The following is a 23,407-nucleotide window of genomic DNA, read 5'->3' as shown; positions in this document are numbered from 1 at the left end:
CCCGGTCACTGCGCGCCCTCCGCGTCGGCCATGGCGAGCCGCACGAGCGACGCCGTGTCCATGTCCTCGATCCGTTCCCTGGGCTCTGTCGCCTCGGACGGCGCTGCTCCGCCGCCGGCGTCGGCCATGTCCAGCAGCCTGCCGAGCAGTCCGGCTTCCCGCAGGCGGGCGATCGGCACCGTCGCGAGGGCGTCCCGGATCCGCGCGTCGTCCGTGTCGTCCGCTGGCCGCGCTTCGAAGAGCTGCTCGTACAGGCGGTCCGCCAGCGCCTCGGGCCGGGGGTGGTCGAACACCAGCGTCACCGGGAGCCGCAGACCGGTCACCGCGCTGAGCCGGTTGCGCAGCTCGACCGCGGTCAGTGAGTCGAAACCCATCTCTCGGAACGGCCTGTCGACGTCCAGCTCGTCGAACGACGCGTAGCCGAGCACGTCGGCCGCGTGCTCGCGGACCACGTCGACGAGCGCCTGCCTGCGTTCTGCCTCGGACGCGTGAGCGAGTCGTTGTCCGAGGCCTGCCTCCGCGGCTTTCGCCCGGCGCCGCGGCGCGCGGACCAGGCCACGCAGCACCGGTGGAACGTCACCGGCCGTCGCCCGCGCCCGCAGCGCCTCGTTGTCGAGCCGCATCGGCACCAGCACCGCGTTGTCGGCGTGGCACGCGTCGTCGAACAGCGCGAGCCCCTCCTCGGCCGACAGCGCCGCGACACCGCGACGTATGTTGCGGTCGACGACGGCCGCGTCGAACCGGCCGGCCATCCCGGCGCGTTCGGCCCACAGGCCCCATGCCAGCGAGCGGCCAGGCAGGCCCTGCGCATGGCGGTACTGGGCCAACGCGTCGAGGAAGGCGTTGGCGGCGGCATAGTTGCCCTGACCGGCACCGCCGAAGGTGCCCGCGATCGAGGAGTACAGCACGAAGGCGGACAGCTCCATGCCGGCGGTCAGCTCGTGCAGGTTGACCGCGCCGTCGACCTTGGGGCGCAGCACCGTCGCGACCTGCTCGGGGGTCAGCGAGGACAGCAGCCCGTCGTCGAAGACCCCGGCCAGGTGGATCACGGCGGTCAGTGGCCGATTCGCCGGGATCCGTTCGAGCAGGCCGGACACCGCGGCCCGGTCACCGAGGTCGCAGGCTTCGAGGTCCACGTTGGCGCCGAGATCGAGCAGCTCGGTCCGCAGCCTGGTGGCGCCGGGCGCCTCCGCGCCGCTCCTGTTGACGAGCAACAGGTTCCGGACGCCGTGCCTGATGACAAGGTGTCGCGACAGCAACGCGCCGAGGCCACCGGTGGCGCCGGTGACGAGGACCGTGCCCATCCGGTCGAACACCGGGGCCGGGTCGCCGCCGTCGTTGGACGACGGCAGCGGCACCCTGGCCAGCCGAGCCGCCAGAACCCGCCCCGACCGTACGGCGAGCTGCGGTTCACCGGACCCGACGGCGTGCCTCAGCACGTACGGGGGCACCGTGTCCTCGTCCACGTCCAGCAACGTGAACCGGCCGGGGTGTTCGTTCTGCGCGGACCGCAGCAGCCCCCACACCGCGCCACCCGCCAGATCGGGCACGGCGTCGTCCGGCTCGACGGCCAGCGCACCTCGGGTCACGACGACCAGCCGAGCATTTGAGAACCGCTCGTCGGCGGACCACGTCCGCGCAAGCGCCAGCATTCGGTTGACCGCGTCCCTCGTGCCTTCCGCCAGTCCGGCCGAGGCCCCCGAGGGGGTGCCTGCCACGAACACGGCCTCCGGGACGGGTGAGCCGGCGTCGATCGACTCGGTCAGCGCATCGAGGTCGGCATAGCCCGCCGTCGCGCCGCTGTCGGTCGTCACCATCAGGTGCCACTCCGGCCGTGGATCGCCGACGGTCACCCATCGTCCCGACGTCGGGGCCGTGGTGGCCTCGACCGGGCGCCAGTCCATCCAGAACAGGGAATCGTGGTACGTGGCGCCGGCACCAACCCGCTCGGCCGAGACCGGACGCAGGACCAGCGATTCGACCTCGGCGACCGGAGCGCCGGTCCCGTCGGCCACCAACACCCGGATCCTGCCCTCCCCGGCGTCTGACAGGCGTACGCGCAGCGTCGTGGCGCCCGCCGTGTACACCCGGATTCCGTTGTAGGAGAACGGCCGGAGCGTGGTCACCTCCTCGCCGAGGAACTCGCACAGGCCGATGGGGTGCAGCGCCGAGTCGAGCAGCGCGGGGTGCACGGCGTAGCGGTCGGCGTCGTCCCGCTGTGCGGAGGGCAGCTCAACCTCGGCACACATCTCACCGGCGAGCCGCCACACGGCGCTGACGCCCTGGAACGCGGGCCCGAACCCGGCGCCCCGTTCGGCCATCCGCTCGTAGAGGTCGTTGACGTCGACCTCGGTGGCCCCGGCGGGTGGCCACGCAGACAGGTCACCCGTGGGCCGGGAACCGGATCGCGTCAACGATCCCGTGGCGTGCAGCACCCACGGCTCGTCCTCGACCGCGTTCTCGACGCGTGCGTGCAGCCGCAACTCCCGGTCGCCGGCCTCGTTCGGCGCGGTGACCGTCAGCTGCAGGACGACCGCGCCCGCCGCCGGGATCACCAACGGCGCCTGAAGGGTCAGCTCGTCCACCTGGTCACAGCCGGCCAGGCCGCCGGCGCACACGGCCAGCTCGACCATGGCTGTGCCGGGCAGCACGACGGTGCCGTCAATCTGGTGGTCGGCCAGCCATGGATGCGTTGCCAACGACAACCTGCCGGTGAACACCGTCGTGCCGGACTCGGCCAGCCGCATGCCCGCGCCCAGGATGGGGTGGCGGGGCGAGCTGAGGCCGGCGGAGGTGACATCGGCGGCCATGGCCTTGCCGGGGTCCAACCAGTACCGGTCGCGTTGGAAGGGGTAGGTCGGCAGACCGGCGGGCATGGTGTGGCGCACGGGTAGCACGCCCGCCCAGTCGGGATCGAGGCCCCGAACCCACGCCTCCGCCGCACTCGTCAGGAACCGGTCGAGGCCGCCCTGGTCACGCCGCAGGGTGCCGAGCACCGCCGCGGTACTCCCCCGTGCCTCGATCGTCTCCTGGAGCACGGTGGTGAGCACCGGGTGCGCGCTGGTCTCGATGAAGAACCCGAAACCGTCGGCGTCGAGGCGTTCCACCGCGTCGTGCAGCCGCACGGTGTGCCGCATGTTCTGGTACCAGTAGTCGGCGTCCAGTTGCTCACCGGACAGCACCGTCCCGGTCACCGTCGAGTACAGCGGGATCCGCGCGCGTCGCGGGGAGATGCCGGCGACCGCCGCCAGCAGATCGTCGCGGACCGCCTCGACCCGCGCGGAGTGGGAGGCGTAGTCGCCGGCGATCCGCCGAGCGTGGATGTCGTGCTCCGTGCAGTACGCGAGTAGCTCCTCGAGGGCCTGATTGTCGCCGGCGATACCGACGGACCTCGCGCCGTTCACGGCGGCGATCGACAGGCCCGGCGCACAGCGGTCCACCAACGTCCGCGCGTCGTCCGGGGTGAGCCTCACCGAGACCATGCCACCGGTTCCGCTCAGCGCGCGGACGACACGGGACCGCAGCGCGACGACCTTCGCAGCGTCGGTGAGCGAGAGCGCGCCCGCCACACACGCGGCCGCGATCTCACCCTGCGATTGCCCGACCACCGCGGCGGGTTCGATCCCGCAGGAGCGCCACAGCTCGGCCAGCGACACCATCACCGAGAACAGCACCGGCTGCACGACGTCCACCCGGTCGAGCAGCGCCGCGTCGCCGGTGGCCCGCGCCACGTCCAGCAGCGACCAGTCCACGAAGGGCGCAAGCGCGGCCGCGCACTCGGCCATCCGCCCGGCGAACACCGGCGCCGAGTCGAGCAGTCCGGCGGCCATGCCCGCCCACTGCGCGCCCTGTCCGGGGAACACGAAGGCGACCTTGCCGTCGCGTGCCCGTCCGGTGAGCACGCCGACGGTGGCCTTGCCTTCGGCGATCGCGCCCAGCTTGCGCAGCACCCCCGCACGGTCGCGATCCAGTACGGCGGCACGGTGTTCGAAGGCGGACCGGCCCGTCATCAGCGCGTGCCCAGCCGCCGCCAGGGAAACCTCCGGTCGTTCCGCCAGGTATGCGTGCAGCGCCGTGGCCTGCGCACCCAGGGCCGCATCGGTCCGGGCCGAGATCACCAACGGCGGGATGGTCTCCGCCTCGGGGACGGTGCCGTCGCCGATCTCCTCCACCTGTTCCAGGATCACGTGCACGTTGGTGCCGCTGACCCCGAACGAGGACACCCCGGCCCGCCGCGGTCGCCCCGTCTCCGGCCAGCCCCGCTCCTCGGTCAGCAGACGCACCGCGCCTGCTGACCAGTTGACGTGCGTGGTGGGCATGTCCACGTGCAGGGTCTTCGGCAGGCGACCGTGCTGGAGCGCCATCACCATCTTGATCACGCCGGCCGCGCCCGCGGCGGCTTGGGTGTGCGCAATGTTCGACTTGATCGACCCCAACCACAACGGTTGTTCCGGATCACGTTGGCCGTAGGTCGCCAGCAACGCCTGCGCCTCGATGGGATCGCCCAGCGTGGTGCCGGTGCCGTGTGCCTCCACCGCATCGACGTCCGACACCCCCAGGCCGGCGTTCGCCAGTGCCTCACGGATCACGCCCTGCTGCGCTAACCCGTTGGGCGCCGTCAGCCCGTTGGAGGCGCCGTCCTGGTTCATGGCCGACCCGCGAACCACCGCCAGGATCGGGTGGTTGTTGCGTCGCGCGTCCGACAGTCGCTCCAGCAGAAGCACCCCGACGCCCTCACCCCAACCGGTGCCGTCCGCGGCGCTGGCGAACGACTTGCACCGGCCGTCGCCAGCGAAACCGCGTTGGCGGGCGACCTCGACGAACGCGGCCGGCGTCGCCATCACGGCCGCGCCACCCGCGAGCGCGAGCTCGCACTCACCAGTACGCAGCGACTGCGCCGCGAGGTGCAGCGCCACCAGCGACGAGGAGCAGCCGGTGTCCACGGTCAGCGCCGGGCCTTCGAGACCGAACGCGTAGGCGATCCGGCCGGACGTGACGCTGCCGGACGTGCCGGTCATCCCGAAGCTCTCGGCCTCGTCCACCCCGGTGGGCAGCAGCGCGGCGTAGTCCTGGGAGGCGCACCCGATGAACACTGCCGTCCGGCTGCCGTGCAGCGCGCCGGCCGTCAGCCCGACTCGTTCGAACACCTCCCACGAGGTCTCCATGAGCAGGCGCTGCTGCGGATCCATGGACAGCGCCTCGCGTGGGGAGATCCCGAAGAACCCCGGGTCGAAGTACGCCGCGTCGTACAGGAAGCCGCCGACCTGGGTGCGTGGTACGACCCGTTCGTAGCGCTGCCATCCACGGTCCCGTGGGAAGGGCGCCACCGCGTCCTGCCCGTTCGCCACCAGTGCCCACAGGTCCTCCGGGCTGGCGATGCCGCCAGGGTAGCGGCAGGCCATGCCGATGATCGCGATTGGTTCGTCGGTCGCACTCACTCTCCGCGGTTCCTCGACCGTCGCCCGTTCGCCGGAGAGTTCCGCGAGCAGGGTGCCGGCCAGGGCCCGCGCGGTGGGGTGGTCGAACACCACCGCCGCCGGCAGGCGCAGGCCGGTCGCGGCGCCCAGCCGGTTGCGCAGCTCCACCGCGGTCAGCGAGTCGAACCCGAGCTCCCGGAACGGAACGGTGACGCCGATCGGGTCGGTGCTGGCGTGCCCGAGCACGGCGGCCGCCTCCGCACGTACGAGGTTGAGCAGTGCGTCGTCCCGTTCGGCGTCGGTCAGGCCGGCGAGCCGCCGCCACAGCGCGGTGTCCCGTGGCCCGGCGCCCACCGGCGCCGACTCTGCCGCCAGCGCCTCGGCGGCCTCGGGAATCTCGTCGATCAGCGGGCGGCGGCGGGCGAGGGTGAACGTGGAGGTGAACCGCTTCCAGTCTATGTCCGCGACCGTCACCGTGGTCTCGTCGTGCTCGATCGCGTGCTTGATCGCGGTGACAGCCACCTCCGGTCGCATCATCCGAAGTCCCTGCCGAGCGAGGAACTGCTCGGCGCCGCCCAACGCCATCCCGGTGCCGGCCCAGCCGCCCCAGGCCAGCGAGGTCGCCACAAGGCCACGGGCACGACGGTCCTCGGCCAGCGCGTCCAGCGCCGCGTTGGCGGCCGCGTACACGGCACCGCCGGCGCTCCCCCAGCTCGCCGCGCCCGAGGAGAACAGCACGAACGCGTCGAGTTCGCGGTCGGCGAGCAACTCGTCGAGCACCAGGGCTCCGCTGACCTTTCCGCCGATCACGTGTGCGGCGGCGGCCTCGGTGGTGGTGGCGACGGCCGCCTGCAGGCCGACACCGGCGGCGTGGACGACGGCGGTCAACGGCTGTGCGGCGGGCACGGCGTCGAGCACCCTGGCCAGGCCGGCGCGGTCGGCGATGTCGCACGCGGTGATGGTGACCCGGGTGCCGAGACGCGCGAGCTCCGCCGCGAGTCCGCTCGCTCCCGGCGCCTCGGGGCCACGTCTGCTGAGCAAAACCAGGTGTTCGGCGCCGTTGGTGGCGAGCCAGCGGGCCACGTGACCACCGAGCCCACCGGTGCCACCGGTGACGAGCACCGTGCCACGGGGCCGCCATTCGCGCACCGGCTGGGCGTCGCCGAGTGGCGCGCGGACCAGCCGGCGCACGAACAGCCCGGTCGGCCGGACGGCGACCTGGTCCTCGGCCCGCTCGCCGGCCAGCACCGCGCGCAGGCGGTGCGCGTCCTTCTCGTTCGGCTCCTCGGACAGGTCGATGAGGCCGCCCCAGCGCTGGGGTTGTTCCAGCCCGAGTGCCCGCCCCAGGCCCCAGATCTGCGCGGCCCCGACCGACACCCGGTCGCCGGGCACGACGGCGACGGCCCCACGGGTGACCAGCCACAGCGGCGCGTCGAGGCCGATGTCGTCGAGTGCCTGTGCAAGGACCAGAGAGCTCGACACCCGCGCGGTCAGCTCGGGGTGAACGTCGTGTGGCCGGCCGTCGAGGCCCAGGTAGGAGAGCACGCCGGTGATCTCGTCGTGCCGGGAGACGATGTCGCGCAGGCGTTCCGCCGTGGCCGACCGGTCCGCCGAAGGACCGACTTCCAGCGTGACGATCTGCGCGCCACGCAGCGCCTCCTCGGCTGTCTCAGCGCCCGGGTGGCCTGCCGGAGTCACCACCAACCAGGTCCCGGCCATCTGCTGTGGCGCCTGGACGGTCAGCGAACGCCAGACCACTCGATAACGCCAGGAGTCCACGAGAGACCGCTCTCGCCGTCGCCGGCGCCATGACGACAGTGCGGGGGCGAGTGTTTCCAGGGACTCCCGTGCGGCGGGGTCGATGTCCATTGTCTCGCACAGGGCGGCGACGTCTCCGTGGTCCACGGCGTCCCAGAACGCCGACTCGGGCCCCGTAGTGTCGGCCGCCGGGGATGGTGGCGCCACCCAGAAGCGCTCGTGCTGGAAGGCGTACGTCGGCAGCTCCACAGGTGGTCCCTGGGCCGGCCGGTAGAACTTCTCCCAGCGCACGTCCGCACCGTGGACGTACGCCCTGGCCAGCGACTGGAGGAACCGGTGGGCTTCCGGTTCGTCGCGTTGGAGCGAGCCGAGGATCACGGCCTCGGCCTGCCGTTCGTCGATGGCCTCCTGGACGCCAGGCAGCAGCACCGGATGCGGGCTCACCTCGACCAGAAGGCCGCAGCCCTCGTCGAGCACCGTCGCCACCGCCGTGTCCAGTCGCACGGTCTGCCGAAGGTTCCGGAACCAGTAGTCCGCATCGAGGGTGGTGGTGTCGACAAACCCGCCGGTGACCGTGGAACAGAACGACACCGTGGCGGGTTTGGGGGTGATGCCGACGAGTTCCCGCATCAGTTCGTCACGCAGGCCGTCGACGTGAGGCGAATGGGAGGCGTAGTCCACCGCGATGCGGCGGGCGCGCACACCGTCCACCTCGCAGCGGGCCGCGAGTTCCCGCAACGCCTCGTCATCGCCGGACACGACCACGGATCTCGGCCCGTTCAGCGCGGCAATCGACAACCGCCCGCCGCTGTCCGTCACGAGTTTCCGGGCCGACTCCCGCGGCAGGGCGACCGACAGCATTCCCCCGCTGCCCGCCAGCGCCACCAACGCCTTGCTACGTGCGACCACGACCCGCGCCGCGTCCGCGAGCGACAACGCCCCCGCCACGCATGCGGCCGCAATTTCTCCCTGCGAGTGCCCCAGCACCGCGACCGGCTCAACCCCACACGACCGCCACAACTCCGCCAACGACACCATCACCGCGAACAACATCGGCTGAACAACATCAACCCGGTCCAACATCTCGCCGCGACGCACCACATCGAGAAGCGACCAGTCCACGCAGGGCCTTAACGCAGCCGCGCACTCGGCCATCCGCCCGGCGAACACCGGCGACGAATCCAGCAACTCGACCGCCATCCCCGCCCACTGCGATCCCTGGCCGGGAAACACGAACACGGCGCCGTCACCACGCAGTGCCGTTCCTTGGACCACCGTGCGTGCTGGTTCGGCGTCGGCGAGCGAACGCAGGGCCGACGGGTGACCGGCGTGGTCGGCGAGCACCACCGCTCGGCAGGCAAGGGAGGTCCGTGCGCTGGCGAGCGTTCGCCCGATGTCGTTCAGTGACAGCTCTGGCCGCTCGGTGATGTGGGTGAGCAGGCGTCGAGCCTGGGCGCGCAGGGCGGCCTCGGTGTTGCCGGACACCACCCATGGCATGGTGGCCGAGGCGACCGGAGGCGGCGGGTGTTCACCGGACGCCTGGTCATCGGGCACGTCCGGTGGCGCCTGTTCGATGATCAGGTGCGCGTTGGTACCACTCACCCCGAAGGACGACACCCCGGCCCGTCGGGGGCGGCCGTTCTCTGGCCAGTCCTGCTCCTCGGTCAGCAACCGCACCGCGCCGGCCGACCAGTCCACGTGCGGCGTCGGCTCATCCACATGCAGAGTCCTCGGCAACCGGCCATGCCGAAGCGCCAACACCATCTTGATCACACCAGCCACACCCGCAGCAGACTGCGTGTGCCCGATGTTCGACTTCACCGACCCCAACCACAACGGCCGACCAGGATCCCGCTGACCATACGTCGCCAACAACGCCTGCGCCTCAATCGGATCACCCAGCGTCGTGCCCGTACCATGCGCCTCCACCGCATCCACATCGGACACACCCAGCCCCGCATTGGCCAACGCCTGCTGAATCACCCGCTGCTGCGACGGACCATTCGGCGCCGTCAAACCATTCGACGCACCATCCTGATTCACCGCCGAACCACGCACCACCGCCAACACCCGATGACCATTCCGCCGCGCATCCGACAACCGCTCCAACAGAACGAGACCAACACCCTCCCCCCAACCGGTCCCATCCGCCGCCGCCGCGAACGCCTTGCAACGGCCATCGGCGGCGAGACCGCGCTGCCGGGAGAACTCGATGAACGGCCCCGGGGTGACCATCACCGAAACCCCACCCGCGAGCGCGAGCGTGCATTCGTCGTTGCGCAGCGCCTGAGCCGCGAGATGCATCGCCACCAGCGACGACGAACACGCCGTGTCCACCGTCACCGCGGGGCCTTCCAAGCCGAGGACGTAGGCGATGCGGCCCGACATCACACTGCCCACCGTCCCGGTGAGCAGGTGGCCCTCGCTGTCGTGGTCCGCTGCGGCGAGCAACCCGACGTACTCCTGCGACGCCCCGCCGATGAACACGCCGGTTCTGCTGCTGTGCAGGGAACGTGGGTCGATCTCCGCGCGTTCGATCGCCTCCCACGCCGTTTCCAGTAGCAGCCGCTGCTGCGGGTCCATCGCCACGGCTTCACGGGGCGAAATGCCGAAGAAGGCGGGATCGAAGTCGCCTGGCGCGGTCAGGAAGCCGCCCTCGCGGGTGTAGGACGTGCCGGGCCGAGCCGGATCGGGGTGAAACAGCGAGCCGAGGTCCCAGCCCCGGTCGGTCGGAAACTCCCCGATCAGGTCGGCACCGGCGCTGACCGCCTCCCACAGGTCGGCCGGCGAGTCGGTGCCGTTCGGAAAGCGGCACGCCATCCCCACGATCGCGATCGGTTCGCGGACGCGCTGCTCCACCTCCGCCAGCCGCGCGTACGCGCGATGGCTTTCGGTTATCGCACGTTTGAGGTAGTCGCGAAGCTTGGCCTCTTCGGACATCCGGGCATCAGCTCCTCAGGCGTCGTCGGTCGCGACCGGGCGGTCACGAGAATGGGAAACCCCGGTCGACCAGTTCGAAGAGTTCGTCGTTCGTCGCCGACTCGAGGTCGTCGGCGGGCAGTTCGGACGGGGCCTGCCACCGCGACATCAGCTCGCGCAGCCGGCCGGTGATCTGGGTCCGTTCGTCGGGCCCCGGATCGAGCGCGCCGATCGAGTCGCCGAGCCGCGCCAATTCGGCGAGCACCGAGTCGATTTCGCTGAGTCCCTCCGGCACCAGTTCGGTCCCGAGGAACCGGGCCAGCGCCAGCGGTGTCGGGTGGTCGAACACGAGGGTGGTCGGCAGTCGCAGTCCAGCCGCGCGCGTCAACCGGTTGCGCAACTCGACCGCGGTCAACGAGTCGATGCCCAGCTCCTTGAACGCGCGGCCCGCCTCAATCTCGTCGGACGAGGCGTGGCCGAGGACGACGGCCGTGTTCGACCGGACGATGTCGAGAAGCAGTCGGTCACGGTCGGCCGGCGTCATCCCGGCCAGCCGGTTGGCCAGCGCCTGCCCGTCGCCGCCCTGCCGTACCGCCTGAGCCAGGCGGCGGCCGCCGTTTCCGACCAGCCCACGCAGCAACGGGGACACCGGGCCCGCCCGCAGCGCGCCCAGGGCCAGCCTGGCCGGCACGGTCATCGCGAGGTCGACGACGCTGGCGAGGTCGAACAACGCCAGGCCCTGCTCGTTGTCCAGTGGCGCCATGCCCGACCGGGCCATACGCCTGACCTCGACATCACCGAGGTGTGCGGTCATCGCGCTGCGCTGCGCCCAGAAGCCCCAGGCCATCGAGGATGCGGGCAGTCCCCGTGCCCTGCGGTGATGCGCCAGCGCGTCGAGAAAGGCGTTGGCCGCCGCGTAGTTCGCCTGGCCGGCGCCACCGAACGTGGCGGCCGCGGAGGAGAAGAGCACGAACGTCGACAGCGGCATGTCCATGGTCAGCTCGTGGAGGTTGACCGCACCGTCGACCTTGGGGCGGAGCACCCGATCGAGTTGCTCGACGCTCAGCGAATCGATCAGGCCGTCGTCGAGCACTCCGGCGGCGTGCACGACAGCGGTGAGGGGATGCTCCTCCGGCACGCCGGCGAGCACCTCGGCGAGGGCGTCGCGGTCCGCGACGTCGCAGGAGACGATGGCCGCGTTCGCACCGAACTCGGTCAGCTCCGCCAGCAGTTCTCGCGCACCGGGTGCGGCCATACCGGCCCGGCTGGTGAGCACCAGGTTTCGTACGCCATGCGTGCTCGCCAGGTGACGGGCCAGCAACCCGCCCAGGGTGCCGGTGGCGCCGGTGATCAGTGCGGTGCCGTCCGGGTCGAGCGGCCGGGGAATGGTCAGCACCGCCTTGCCGACGAGGCGTGCCTGGCTGAGCGCGCGGAGCGCGGAGGGCGCCCGGCGCAGGTCGTAGACGGTCAACGGCAACGGTTCGAGCGCACCCGCCTCGAGCAGAGCGACGATCTCGACCAGCATCTCGTGCAGGCGCTCCGGGCCGGCGTCCATGATGTCGTAGACCTGGTAGACGACTCCCGGGTGTGCGGCGGCGACCTCGTTCACGTTCCGCTTGTCGAGCTTGCCCATCTCCAGGAACCGGCCGCCACGTGGCAGCAGCCGCAGGCCGGCGTCGACGAATTTGCCGGCGAGGCAGTTCAGCACGACGTCCACGCCGGCGCCGCCGGTGGTGGCGAGGAACCGTTCCTCGAAGTCGAGCGTCCGCGAACTGGCGATGTGGTCCTCGGCCAACCCGTTGGCGCGCAGTATGTCCCATTTCCCAGGGCTGGCCGTGCCGAACACCTCGGCGCCGAGGTGCTGCGCGAGGTGCACCGCGGCAGTGCCGACGCCACCGGCCGCCGCGTGCACCAGCACGGACTCACCCGCCTTGAGCCCGCCGAGGTCCACCAGCCCGTAGTACGCGGTCAGGTAGGCGAGCGGTATCGACGCGGCCCGCTCGTCGGACCAGCCTTCGGGGATGGGGACGAGCATGCGGTGGTCGGCGATGGCCACGTGGCCGAACGCCTGATAGCACACGCCCATCACGCGGTCGCCCACCGCCATACCCGTGACGCCGGGCCCGGTCTCGATGACGACGCCCGCGGCCTCGGACCCGATGTGCTGCTGTTCCGGCAGCATGCCGAGGCCGACGATCACGTCACGGAAGTTCAACCCGGCCGCGCGCACCGCGATGCGGACGTGGCCGGCGGGCAACGGTTCGTCGGGGCATGCGGCGATGGTGAGGTCCTCGAACGTCTCTCCGCCGAGGCTGTCCAGCCGCCACAGCCGCGCGTCCGGCGGGGGCACCAGCGAGTCGCGTGCGGTGAACCTGACCAACCGCGGGCAGGTGACCGTACCGGCCCGGACGCCGACCTGCTGCTCCCCCGTCGCCAATGCGGCACGTAGCGCGCCGAGTGGTTCCGGCGTGTCGTCCAGGTCGACAAGGACGAGGCGGTCCGGATGCTCCGACTGTGCCGAACGCACCAGTCCCCACACCGCGGCGTTACCGAGGTCCTCGACTCCTTCGCCGGTCCCGGCGGCGACGGCGCCGGTGGTGACGATCGCCAGCCGTGCGGCGGTGAACCGCTCGTCGGCGAGCCACCGACGTACGACGTCCAGCGTCCGCCGGGTGGCCGCACGGCTCGCCCCGGGCACGTCGGCGTCCCGGTTCGGAGCGAGGCGCATGACGACCACGTCGGGAATCGGGCCGTCGACGTCATCGAGGTCCGCCCACACCGCGACGTCTGGTAGCCCGAGCGTGTCCGGTCCGAGCACCGCGATGCTGGGGGATGCGTCGGACGTGGGTGCGGGCACCCAGTCGACGTGGTACAGCGAGTTGTCGTGGCCGCCCCGCAGGTCGCCGGCGGCCACCTCGCCGAGCACGAGCGACCGTATTTCGGCGACGGGTTGTCCGGCCGGGTCGGCCGCGGTCAGTCGTACCTCGTCGTCCGCCGTGCGGGACAGCCGTACCCGCAGCGCGGTGGCCCCGGTCGCGTGCAGGCTCACCCCGGCCCAGGAGAACGGGAGCCGCAGCCGGTCGTCGGTCTTCAACAGCATCATGGTGTGCAGGGCGGCGTCGAGCAGTGCGGGATGCAACCCGGTCCGCGCGGCTTCGGTGTGATGCGCCTCGGGCAGCCGGATGTCGGCGAAGATGTCCTCGCCGCGCCGCCACGCCGCCGACAAACCCTGGAACGCGGGACCGTACCGGTATCCGGCGTCGGCCAGGCGGGTGTACAGGTCGCTGATGTCCACGGATTCGGCGCCTCGTGGGGGCCACTGGGCGGGCATCGCGCTGGCCTGCTGTGTGTCGGTGGTCAGCATGCCGGAGGCGTGGCTGGTCCAGGGCATGCCGGCGGGGCCGTCCACGGGGCGTGAGTGAACGGTGAGCGTGTAGCCGCCTTCGTCGGCGGCCTCGGCGCGGACCTGCACGGTGAGCCCGGCGTCCCGCGGCAGGATCAGTGGCGCGTGCACGGTCAGTTCGTCCACCTGGTCGCAACCAACGAGCGCGCCCGCCTGGATGGCGAGTTCGACCAGGACCGTGCCGGGCACGATCGTCTCGTTGTTGACGGCGTGGTCGGCGAGCCACGGGTGGGTGTGTAGTGAGAGCCGGCTGGTGAGGAGGACGCCGCCGGCGGCGGCGAGTTCGACGGTGGCGCCGATCAGCGGGTGGTCGGTGATGTCCAGGCCGGCGGCAGAGACGTCGCCGACCGCCACGCCGATCTGCGGCCAGTACCGCTGGCGCGAAAAGGCGTATGTGGGCAGCTCGACGAGCTTCGCCGCGGTGTTGGCGAAGGACGGCGCCCAGTCGACGGGGACGCCACGCACGTGCGCCTGGGCGAGGGAGGTCGTGAAGCGGTCGAGCCCACCGTCGTCCCGGCGGATCGAGGCGACGGCGACGGCGTCGGCGTGCCGTTCGTCGATGGTTTCCTGGATCCACGGCAGTAGTACCGGGTGCGAGCCGACCTCGACGAGCACGTCGCACCCCTGGTCGAGCACTCCCCGCACCGCGAGGTCCAACCGAACGGGTTGACGGAGGTTCCGGTACCAGTAGTCGCCGTCCAACTCGGCACCGTCGATCCGGTCACCGGTAACAGTGGAGATCATCGGCACCGAGGCGGTCCGTGGCGACACGTCGGCCAACTCGACCAGCAGTTCGTCCCGCAACCGATCGACCTTTGGCGAATGAGCGGCGAAGTCCGTTCCCTCGAGCCGCCACCGCATCAGTCCGGCCGACGACAGGCGCCGCTCCAGCCCCGTCACCGCTGCCGGGTCGCCCGAGACCGTCACCGACCGCGGCCCGTTCACTGCCGCGACCGACACGCCCGCCGGCAACAAACTCTCAATCTCATCGATGCTGCCCAGCACCGACAGCATGGCTCCGTCACCCGACAACCGCTCTCCGATCAGCCGGCTGCGGGCCACGACGACCCGTACCGCGTCCTCGAGCGACAGCGCACCGGCGACACACGCGGCTGCGATCTCACCCTGCGAATGTCCGATCACCGCGACGGGCTCGATTGCCCACGACCGCCACAGCTCCGCCAACGACACCATCACCGAGAACAGCACCGGCTGAAGGACGTCGACCCGCTCGATCGGCGTCGGCCCACGCACCACGTCGAGCAGGTCCCAGTCCACCCAGGAGCTCAGTGCGGTGGCACACTCGGCCATTCGCTCGGCGAACACCGGCGACGAGTCGAGCAGATCGACGGCCATTCCCGCCCACTGCGTCCCCTGACCGGGAAACACGAACACCACGTCACCAGAACCAGCGCGCGTGGCGATGCCCTGCACCACCTCGGGGGTGTCGCCGCCGGAGGTGAAGTCGGCCAGCGCGGCGAGCAACCCGGTCCGTTCCCGGGCGACCACGACGGCCCGGTGCTCGAACTGTCCGCGACGTGTCAACGAGTACCCGACGTCCGCGAGAGAGACGTCCGGCCGCTCCAGAAGGAAGTCGTGCAGACGTCCCGCCTGTGCGCGCAAGGCGCCCCCATCGCGGGCCGACAGCATGATCGGTACGACGACATCGGCGTCCGGAACGGGCTCGGCAGAGCCGTGGCGCGGCCCTTCTTCGAGGATCACGTGCGCGTTGGTGCCGCTGATCCCGAACGACGACACCCCGGCCCGCCGCGGCCGGCCGTTCGCCGACCAGTCCCGCTCCTCGGTCAACAACCGGACCGCGCCAGCCGACCAGTCCACATGCCGGCTCGGCTCATCCACATGCAGAGTCCTCGGCAAACGACCATGCCGGAGCGCCAGCACCATCTTGATCACACCAGCCACACCGGCAGCGGCCTGAGTGTGCCCGATGTTCGACTTCACCGACCCCAACCACAACGGCCGATCAGGATCACGCTGACCATACGTCGCCAACAACGCCTGCGCCTCGATCGGATCACCCAACGCGGTACCGGTACCGTGCGCCTCGACAACATCGACGTCAGACGGCCGCAAGCCGGCGTTCGCCAACGCCTGCTGAATGACCCGCTGCTGCGCCAACCCGTTTGGCGCCGTCAACCCGTTCGACGCGCCATCCTGGTTCACCGCGGAACCACGCAGCACCGCCAGAACAGGGTGCCCGTTCCGCCGCGCGTCGGAGAGCCGCTCCAACAACAGGATTCCGACACCCTCACCCAGCCCGGTGCCGTCCGCACTCTCGGCGAACGCCTTGCACCGGCCGTCGGCGGCGAGATTGCCCTGACGGGAGAACTCCGTGAACGTGGCCTGGGTGGACATCACGGTAGCGCCACCTGCGAGCGCGAGCTCGCAATCACCGTTTCGCAACGCCTGGGCCGCGAGGTGCATCGCCACCAACGACGACGAGCACGCGGTGTCGACGGTCATCGCGGGCCCCTCGAAACCGAACGTGTACGAGATCCGGCCGCTCGCCGCGCTCGCGGCACCCGCCGTCGCGGCGTACCCCTCAAGTTGGTCGGGGGCGCCGGCGAACAACATCGCGTAGTCCTGGGCCATCAGGCCGGCGAACACGCCCGTTCGGCTGCCCCGCAACGAACCCGGGTCGATGCCCGCCCGCTCCAGCACCTCCCACGACGCCTCCAGCAACAACCGTTGCTGTGGGTCCATCGCGAGGGCCTCGCGTGGCGACACCCCGAAGAAGCCCGCGTCGAAGTCAGCGGCGCCGGCCAGGAACGCACCGCCGGACGGACAGGTCACCTCCGGTGGCACCGGATCGTGCATCCAGCCGCGGTCCACAGGGAACGGGTCGACGACATGGATGCCCTGTTCGACGAGGCGCCAGAGGTCGTCGGGGGACCGGACGTCGCCCGGGAACCGGCAACTGATGCCGATGATCGCGATCGGGTCGTCGGCCACCGCCGCGTCCGGTCGCGTGACGGCCGGGGCCGGCGCGGGGGCGACCAGCTCGGCGTGCAGGCGGCCGGCGACCGCAACGGGTGTCGGGAAGTCGAAGACCAGCGTCGCCGGCAACCGTAGTCCCGTGGCGACGGCCAGACGGTTGCGCAGCTCCACCGCGAGAAGCGAGTCGACGCCCAGGTCCGTGAACGTTCGCGCGGCGTCGACCGCCGTGGGCGACTCGTGGCCGAGCACCGCCGCCAGCTCGGCGCGTACGAGTTCGCGCAGCCGGTCGAGTTGTTTGCTGTCCGGCAGTTGGGCGAGGCGGGACAGCAGATCGGTGTGGGGTGCGATGGCGCGCCGCCGCCTCCGCCGGGTGACCAGGCTGCCGAGCACCGGCGATGGCGTGGGCAGGGCGGCGACCTTCGCCAGGTCGAACCGAACCGGCGCCAGCACCGGCTCGTCGTGTTCCATCGCGGCGTCCCACAGCGCCAGCCCGTCGTCCTCGGACAGCGGGACCACGCCGGTTCTGGTGAACATCCTCGGGTCCCGGCGTGAGCCGTCCGCCATGTCGGTCCACGGTCCCCACGCCAGGGCGGTGGCGGGTAGGCCGCGTGCACGTCGCCAGCACGCGAACGCGTCGAGGAACGCGTTCGCCGCCGCGTAGTTGCCCTGCCCCGCGCTGCCGACGATGCCGGCCGCCGAGGAGAACAGCACGAACGATCTGAGGTCCAGGTGTTCGGTCAGCAGGTGAAGGTTGACAGCCGAGTCGACCTTGGGTGCGAAGGATGTGGCCAGCTGCCGCGGGGCCAGCCCGGTCACGACCGCGTCGTCGAGCACTCCGGCGGCGTGCACGACGGCGGTTAGCGGGTGTTCGGCGGGAATGCTGTCCAGTACGGCGGCGAGCGCGGTCCGGTCCGCGGTGTCACAGGCGACGATGCTGACCTCGGCGCCGAGCCCCGTCAGATGCGCCACGAGCTCGTGCGCGCCATCGGCGGCCGGCCCGCGCCGGCTGGTCAACACGAGCCTGCGGGCATTGTGTGCGACCACCAGATGGCGGGCGATCTTGGCGCCCAGGGCGCCGGTGGCGCCGGTGATCAGCACGGTTCCCTCGCCGTCCGGTACCGCCCGCTCGGCGGGCACCGCCGGCGCGCGGGCCAGCCGGGGCACGTGGGCAACGCCTTGGCGAATGGCGATCTGGGGCTCGTCACCGCGCAGCGCGGCGAGCATCGCGCGGTACGAGCCCGGGTCGTCGTCGACGTCGATCAGCACGAACCGCTCGGGATGCTCGGTCTGCGCAGACCTCAGCAGGCCCCAGATCGGCGCCTGCCCGAGGTCGGGCACCTCGCCCGCCGCGACCGCCACCGCGGCGCGGGTGACGAGGGCGAGACGGGACTCCGAGAGCGTGTCGTCGGCCAGCCATGACTGCACCACCGCGAGCAGGCGTTCGGTCTCCCCACGGGCGACGTCCGGGACATCATCGAGGTCGGCGTCGTGGCTCGTGGCGGGCAGCAGGACGATGTCGGGGGTGCCTTCCCCCGCCTGGAGGTGTGCGAGATCGTGTGCGGTTCGGACTGCCATACCCGCCTGGGCGAGGCCACGGGCGAGTTCCGTGTCGTCGCCGAGCACCACGCTCTCGCCGGCGACCGCGGGCTCGCCGACGGACGGCGGCAGCGCGGTCCATTCCAGCCGGTACAACGCGTTCCCGGCTCGGTCGCGTGTGCCGGCCAGTTGGTCGGCGGAGACGGGTCGGAGGGCGAGCGATTCGATGGTCAGCACGGGTTCGCCGGTGTCGTCCGCGATCGCCAACCGCACCGCGTCCTGACCAAGCGGAGTGACGCGCACCCGGAGGTGGGTGGCACCGTCGGCGTGTGCCGTCACCCCCGACCAGCTGAACGGCAGTTTCGCCTGGTTGTCGCTGGCTCCCTGGGTGCCCACGACCGCGATCGCGTGCAGTGCGGCGTCCAGCAGCGCGGGATGCAGGGCGAACGTGTCATCGCCCGCCGGTGCTTGTTCGATCTCTGGCAGACTGACCTCGGCGAGCACACTGTCGCCGAGGCGCCAGGCCGCCCGCAGGCCGCGGAACAGGGGCCCGTAGTCGAGGCCGTGGTCGGCCAGCCGGTCGTAGACGCCGGCGATCTCGACCGGCACCGCACCGGCGGGTGGCCAGTCCGTAAGGTCGTCACCGCCAGGGAGTGTCTCGTCGCCGGACAGGACACCTGAGGCGTGGCGTATCGGGTTCTGCCGGCTCGTGGCGCCCACGGAGTAGACGTTCAGCCGTCGGCGTCCTGCCTCGTCCGCCGGCCCGACGACCAGTCGCAGGTTTACGGCGTCCTGGCCGGAGAGGATCAGTGGCGCTTCCTGTGTCAGCTCGTCGACTCGCCGGCAGCCGGTCTCGTCAGCCGCTCGCACCGCCATTTCGAGGAAGGCGGTGCCTGGCACCAGTACGGAACCGAAAGCGCTGTGGTCCTCGAACCACGGGTGGGTCTCGAGGGACAGCCGGCCGGCGAACACGACCTCGTCCGATCCCGGCACGGCCATGGCGGCCGCCAGCAGTGGATGCCCGGTCGGGGTGAGCCCGAGATCGGCCATGCCGCGAAGCCCGCGCACGCCGGTAGGCAACCAGTAGCGGGTTCGTTGGAAGGCGTAGGTGGGCAGGTCGGTGAGGCGAGCATCGGGGAGAACCGCGGACCACTCGACCGGCGCGCCGCGTACGAATGCCTCGGCCAGGGACGTCAGCATCCGTGCCATGCCGCCGTCGCCCTGTCGTAGGGTGCCGATGACCACGGCGTCGGCGAGGCTTTCCTCGATGCCGATGGTGAGGGTCGGCCGTGGGCTGATCTCGATGAATGTCCGGTATCCCAGTTCCGACAGTTGCTGGACGGCAGCCTGGAACTGGACGGGTTGGCGGAGGTTGCGGTACCAGTAGTCACCGTCCAGCTCGGTGCCATCGATCCGGTGGCCGTGCACAGTGGAGATGAGTGGCACGTCGGTGGCGCCCGGGGCCACATCGGCCAACTCTCTCAGCAACTCATCCCGCAGCCGGTCAACCTGCGGTGAATGAGCGGCGAAGTCCGTTCCGTCGAGCCGCCACCGCATGATTCCCGCCGCGGACAACCGCCGCTCCAACTCCGCCACGCCCGCTAGATCACCCGAGACTGTCACCGACCGCGGCCCATTCACCGCCGCGACCGACACGCCTTCCGGCAACAACCCCTCGACCTCGCCAAGCGTCGCCAGCACCGACAGCATCGTGCCGTTTCCGGACAGCCGCTCCCCGATCAACTGGCTACGCGCGACGACCACCCGCATGGCGTCGGTCAGCGACAACGCCCCCGCCACGCATGCGGCCGCGATCTCACCCTGCGAGTGCCCCACCACCGCGGCCGGCTCAACCCCGCACGACCGCCACAACTCCGCCAACGACACCATCACCGCGAACAACACCGGCTGAACAACATCAACCCGGTCCAACATCTCGCCGCGACGCACCACATCGAGAAGCGACCAGTCCACGCAGGGCCCCAACGCAGCCGCGCACTCGGCCATCCGCCCGGCGAACACCGGCGACGAGTCCAGCAACTCGACCGCCATCCCCGCCCACTGCGATCCCTGGCCGGGGAACACGAACACCACGTCACCCGCACCGGCAGGGGGCACAACGCCTCGTACCACGCCGGGCGTGCCGCCGTCGTGTGCGTAGGCAGCGAGCGCGGTCAGCAACTCGGCGCGTTCCCGGGCCACCACCACGGCCCGGTTCTCGAACACCCCGCGGCGCGCCAACGAATGCGCGACGTCGGCGACGGGAACGTCAGGTCGCTCCAGGAGAAACTGGCACAGGCGCGCGGCCTGCGCGCGCAACGCCTCCTCGCCACGTGCGGACACCACGAACGGAACGACCGTGTCGGGGTACGCGACAGGCGAGGCATCGTCGTGCCGCAAGACCTCCTCGATGATGACGTGTGCGTTGGTGCCGCTGATCCCGAACGACGACACCCCGGCCCGCCGCGGCCGGCCGTTCGCCGACCAGTCCCGCTCCTCGGTCAACAACCGGACCGCGCCAGCCGACCAGTCCACATGCCGGCTCGGCTCATCCACATGCAGAGTCCTCGGCAAACGACCATGCCGGAGCGCCAGCACCATCTTGATCACACCAGCCACACCGGCAGCGGCCTGAGTGTGCCCGATGTTCGACTTCACCGACCCCAACCACAACGGCCGATCAGGATCCCGCTGACCATACGTCGCCAACAACGCCTGCGCCTCGATCGGATCACCCAACGCGGTACCGGTACCGTGCGCCTCGACAACATCGACGTCGGACGGCCGCAAGCCGGCGTTCGCCAACGCCTGCTGAATGACCCGCTGCTGCGCCAACCCGTTCGGCGCCGTCAACCCGTTCGACGCGCCATCCTGGTTCACCGCGGAACCACGCAGCACCGCCAGAACAGGGTGCCCGTTCCGCCGCGCGTCGGAGAGCCGCTCCAGCAGAAGAACGGCGACCCCTTCACCCCAGCCGGTCCCGTCGGCAGCGGCGGCAAACGACTTGCACCGCCCGTCGGCGGCAAGACCACCCTGGCGCGAAATCTCCGTGAAGATGGCGGAAGTGGACATAACGGTGGCTCCACCGGCCAACGCCAGCGAGCACTCGCCACCCCGCAACGACTGCGCCGCCAGATGCAACGCCACCAACGACGACGAACACGCCGTGTCCACCGTCACCGCCGGCCCCTCGAAGCCAAACGTGAACGCGACCCGTCCCGAGGCCACGCTGCCGGCCACACCGAGTCCGACATGCCCGCGCACGTCGGCGGGCTCGTCCGGCAGCCACGATCCGTAATCGTGGGACATGAGGCCGGTAAAGACTCCGGTCCGGCTGCCCCGCAACGAGGCAGGATCGATACCCGCCCGCTCCACCACCTCCCACGACGTCTCCAACAACAACCGCTGCTGCGGATCCATCGCCACCGCCTCACGCGGCGACACGCCGAAGAAGCCCGCGTCGAAATCAGCGACACCCGGCACGAACGCGCCGAGCCGCGCGTAGTCGGCGTCGGGGCTCGGGTCCCAGCCACGGTCGACCGGAAACGCGGTCATGGTGTCCACGCCGTCCTCGACGAGCTTCCAGAACCGCTCGGGGGTATCCGCGCCGCCGGGAAGACGGCAGCTCATCGCGATGATCGCGATGGGCTCGCCCGGCGCCGCCCGCCCGACGGGCACAGTGAGTTCGGTACGACCCGGCTCGACCAGCGCGGCAAGCAGATGGGTGGCAAGGGCAGCCGGCGTCGGGTGGTCGAACACCAGGGTTGCCGGCAGTTTGAGCCCGGTGCTGCCGCCGAGCCTGTTGCGTAGTTCGAGCGCGGTGAGCGAGTCGAACCCGATCTCGTCGAACGAACGCTCGGCGTCGATCTGGTTCGACCTGTGCCCCAGCACCGCGGCGACATGCGAGCACACGAGGTCCCGCATGATCCGCCGCCGGTCCGCTTCCGGCGCGACGAGTAGACGTCCGACCAGTTCCTGGCCGGCGGAACCCGGTTCAGCCTCGGCCGCGGCACGTCGTACGGGAACCCTGACCAGGTCGCGCAGCAATGCCGGTAACGCACCGGCCCTGGCCCGCGCCCGCAGGACCGCGTTGTCGAGGCGGATGGGCACCAGGACAGGCTCGGCGGCGGCGATCGCCGTGTCGAACAGGGCGGTTCCCTCGTCCGCCCCGAGCGGCACCAGTCCGTTGTCGTTCATCCGGGCGCGTTCGGTGGGGCCGAGCGCCTCGGTCATCCCCGCCGACGCCCAAGGACCCCAGGCGAGTGCCGTGGCCGGACGCCCCTGCGTTCGCCGGTGTTGTGCGAATGCGTCGAGGAAGGCGTTGGCGGCGGCGTACCCGGCCTGCCCGGGGCTGCCGAACACCCCGGCCGCGGAGGAGAACAGGACGAACGCGGACAGGTCGAGATCCCGGGTGAGTTCGTCCAGGTGCACCGCGCCGGCGACCTTCGGGCGCAGCACCCGACCGAGGCTGTCCTCCGTCATGGCCTCGATGACTCCGTCGTCCAGCGTGCCGGCGGCGTGCAGGACCGCGGTCAACGGGTGCGCCGCCGGCACGCCGGCCAGTATTCGTGCCAGCCCGGCCCGGTCCGCGACGTCACAGGCGGCGAGGTGGACCGTCGCACCCATCGCACGCAGTTCGGCGGCCAGGTCGGCGGCCCCCGGCGCGTCCGCCCCGCGCCGGCTGACGAGGAGAAGGCTGCGGATCCCGTGTGCGGTGACGAGGTGACGAGCGGCCAGGCGGCCGAGCGCGCCGGTGGCACCGGTGATCAGGACGGTGCCAGCGGGGTCCAACGCCGGTGGCGCACCGACTGGACCTGCAGGTTCCAGCCTGGGTGCGTACACCTGTCCCGACCGGACCGCCAGCCGGGGCTCGCCGGTGTTCAGTGCCGCCGCGAGCGCGCGGAGGGAGTCCTGGTCGTCGTCGATGTCGACGAGGGTGAGGTGTCCTGGGTGCTCGGCCTGCGCCGACCTGGCCAGACCGGCCGCGGCCGCCTGCACCGGATCCGTGTCGCCGTCGACGCCGGCCACGTGCTCGGCGTTCCTGGTGAGCAGCACCAGCCGCGCACCGTGCCGGTCCTGGCCGAGCCAGGTCGTGATCAGCGCAAGCGTCTCCGCGGCGGCGTCCCGTGCCTCGCGGGGAAGGTCGCCGGTCGCGCGGGCCGGCGGGCGGACGACCACGACGGTGTGCTCGTCGGTGCTGACCGAACCCAGGTCTCGACCCTCTTCGACGGGCACACCGGCGTTGTTGAACAGGCCGGTCAGTTCCGCTCCGACCGTGATCGCCCGGTGGGCCGGCGCCTGCGCCGGGAGCGGCACCTCGGGCCAGGCCACGCGGTACAGGGATCGGCTGGCCGTGGCGTCCGTGGCCGACACCTGGTCGGCCGTCATCGCACGCAGCACCAGGGAGTCGACGGCA

The 23,407-nt window shown here is 71.2% G+C and carries 2 protein-coding genes; both read right to left on the bottom strand.

Annotated features, from left to right (window positions below):
* Positions 1-5: 5 nt before the first annotated feature.
* Positions 6-10,115, bottom strand: coding sequence for a type I polyketide synthase (locus tag GA0070604_RS32995; RefSeq protein WP_091118414.1), 10,110 nt, complete (start codon positions 10,113-10,115; stop codon positions 6-8).
* Positions 10,116-10,158: 43 nt separating this feature from the next.
* Positions 10,159-23,379, bottom strand: coding sequence for an SDR family NAD(P)-dependent oxidoreductase (locus tag GA0070604_RS14390; RefSeq protein WP_425256117.1), 13,221 nt, complete (start codon positions 23,377-23,379; stop codon positions 10,159-10,161).
* Between the last annotated feature and the right edge of the window lie 28 nt (positions 23,380-23,407).

The organism is Micromonospora eburnea (assembly GCF_900090225.1).
Classification (GTDB): domain Bacteria; phylum Actinomycetota; class Actinomycetes; order Mycobacteriales; family Micromonosporaceae; genus Micromonospora; species Micromonospora eburnea.
The sequence above is the reverse complement of the archived record's forward strand: the minus strand, read 5'-3'. Positions and strand labels throughout refer to the sequence as shown.

What these genes read in the sequence shown, in the direction of transcription:
- GA0070604_RS14390 (WP_425256117.1), bottom strand. Translation starts at nt 23,379, where the DNA reads ATGACGGCCGACCAGGTGTCGGCCACGGACGCCACGGCCAGCCGATCC.
- GA0070604_RS32995 (WP_091118414.1), bottom strand. Translation starts at nt 10,115, where the DNA reads ATGTCCGAAGAGGCCAAGCTTCGCGACTACCTCAAACGTGCGATAACC.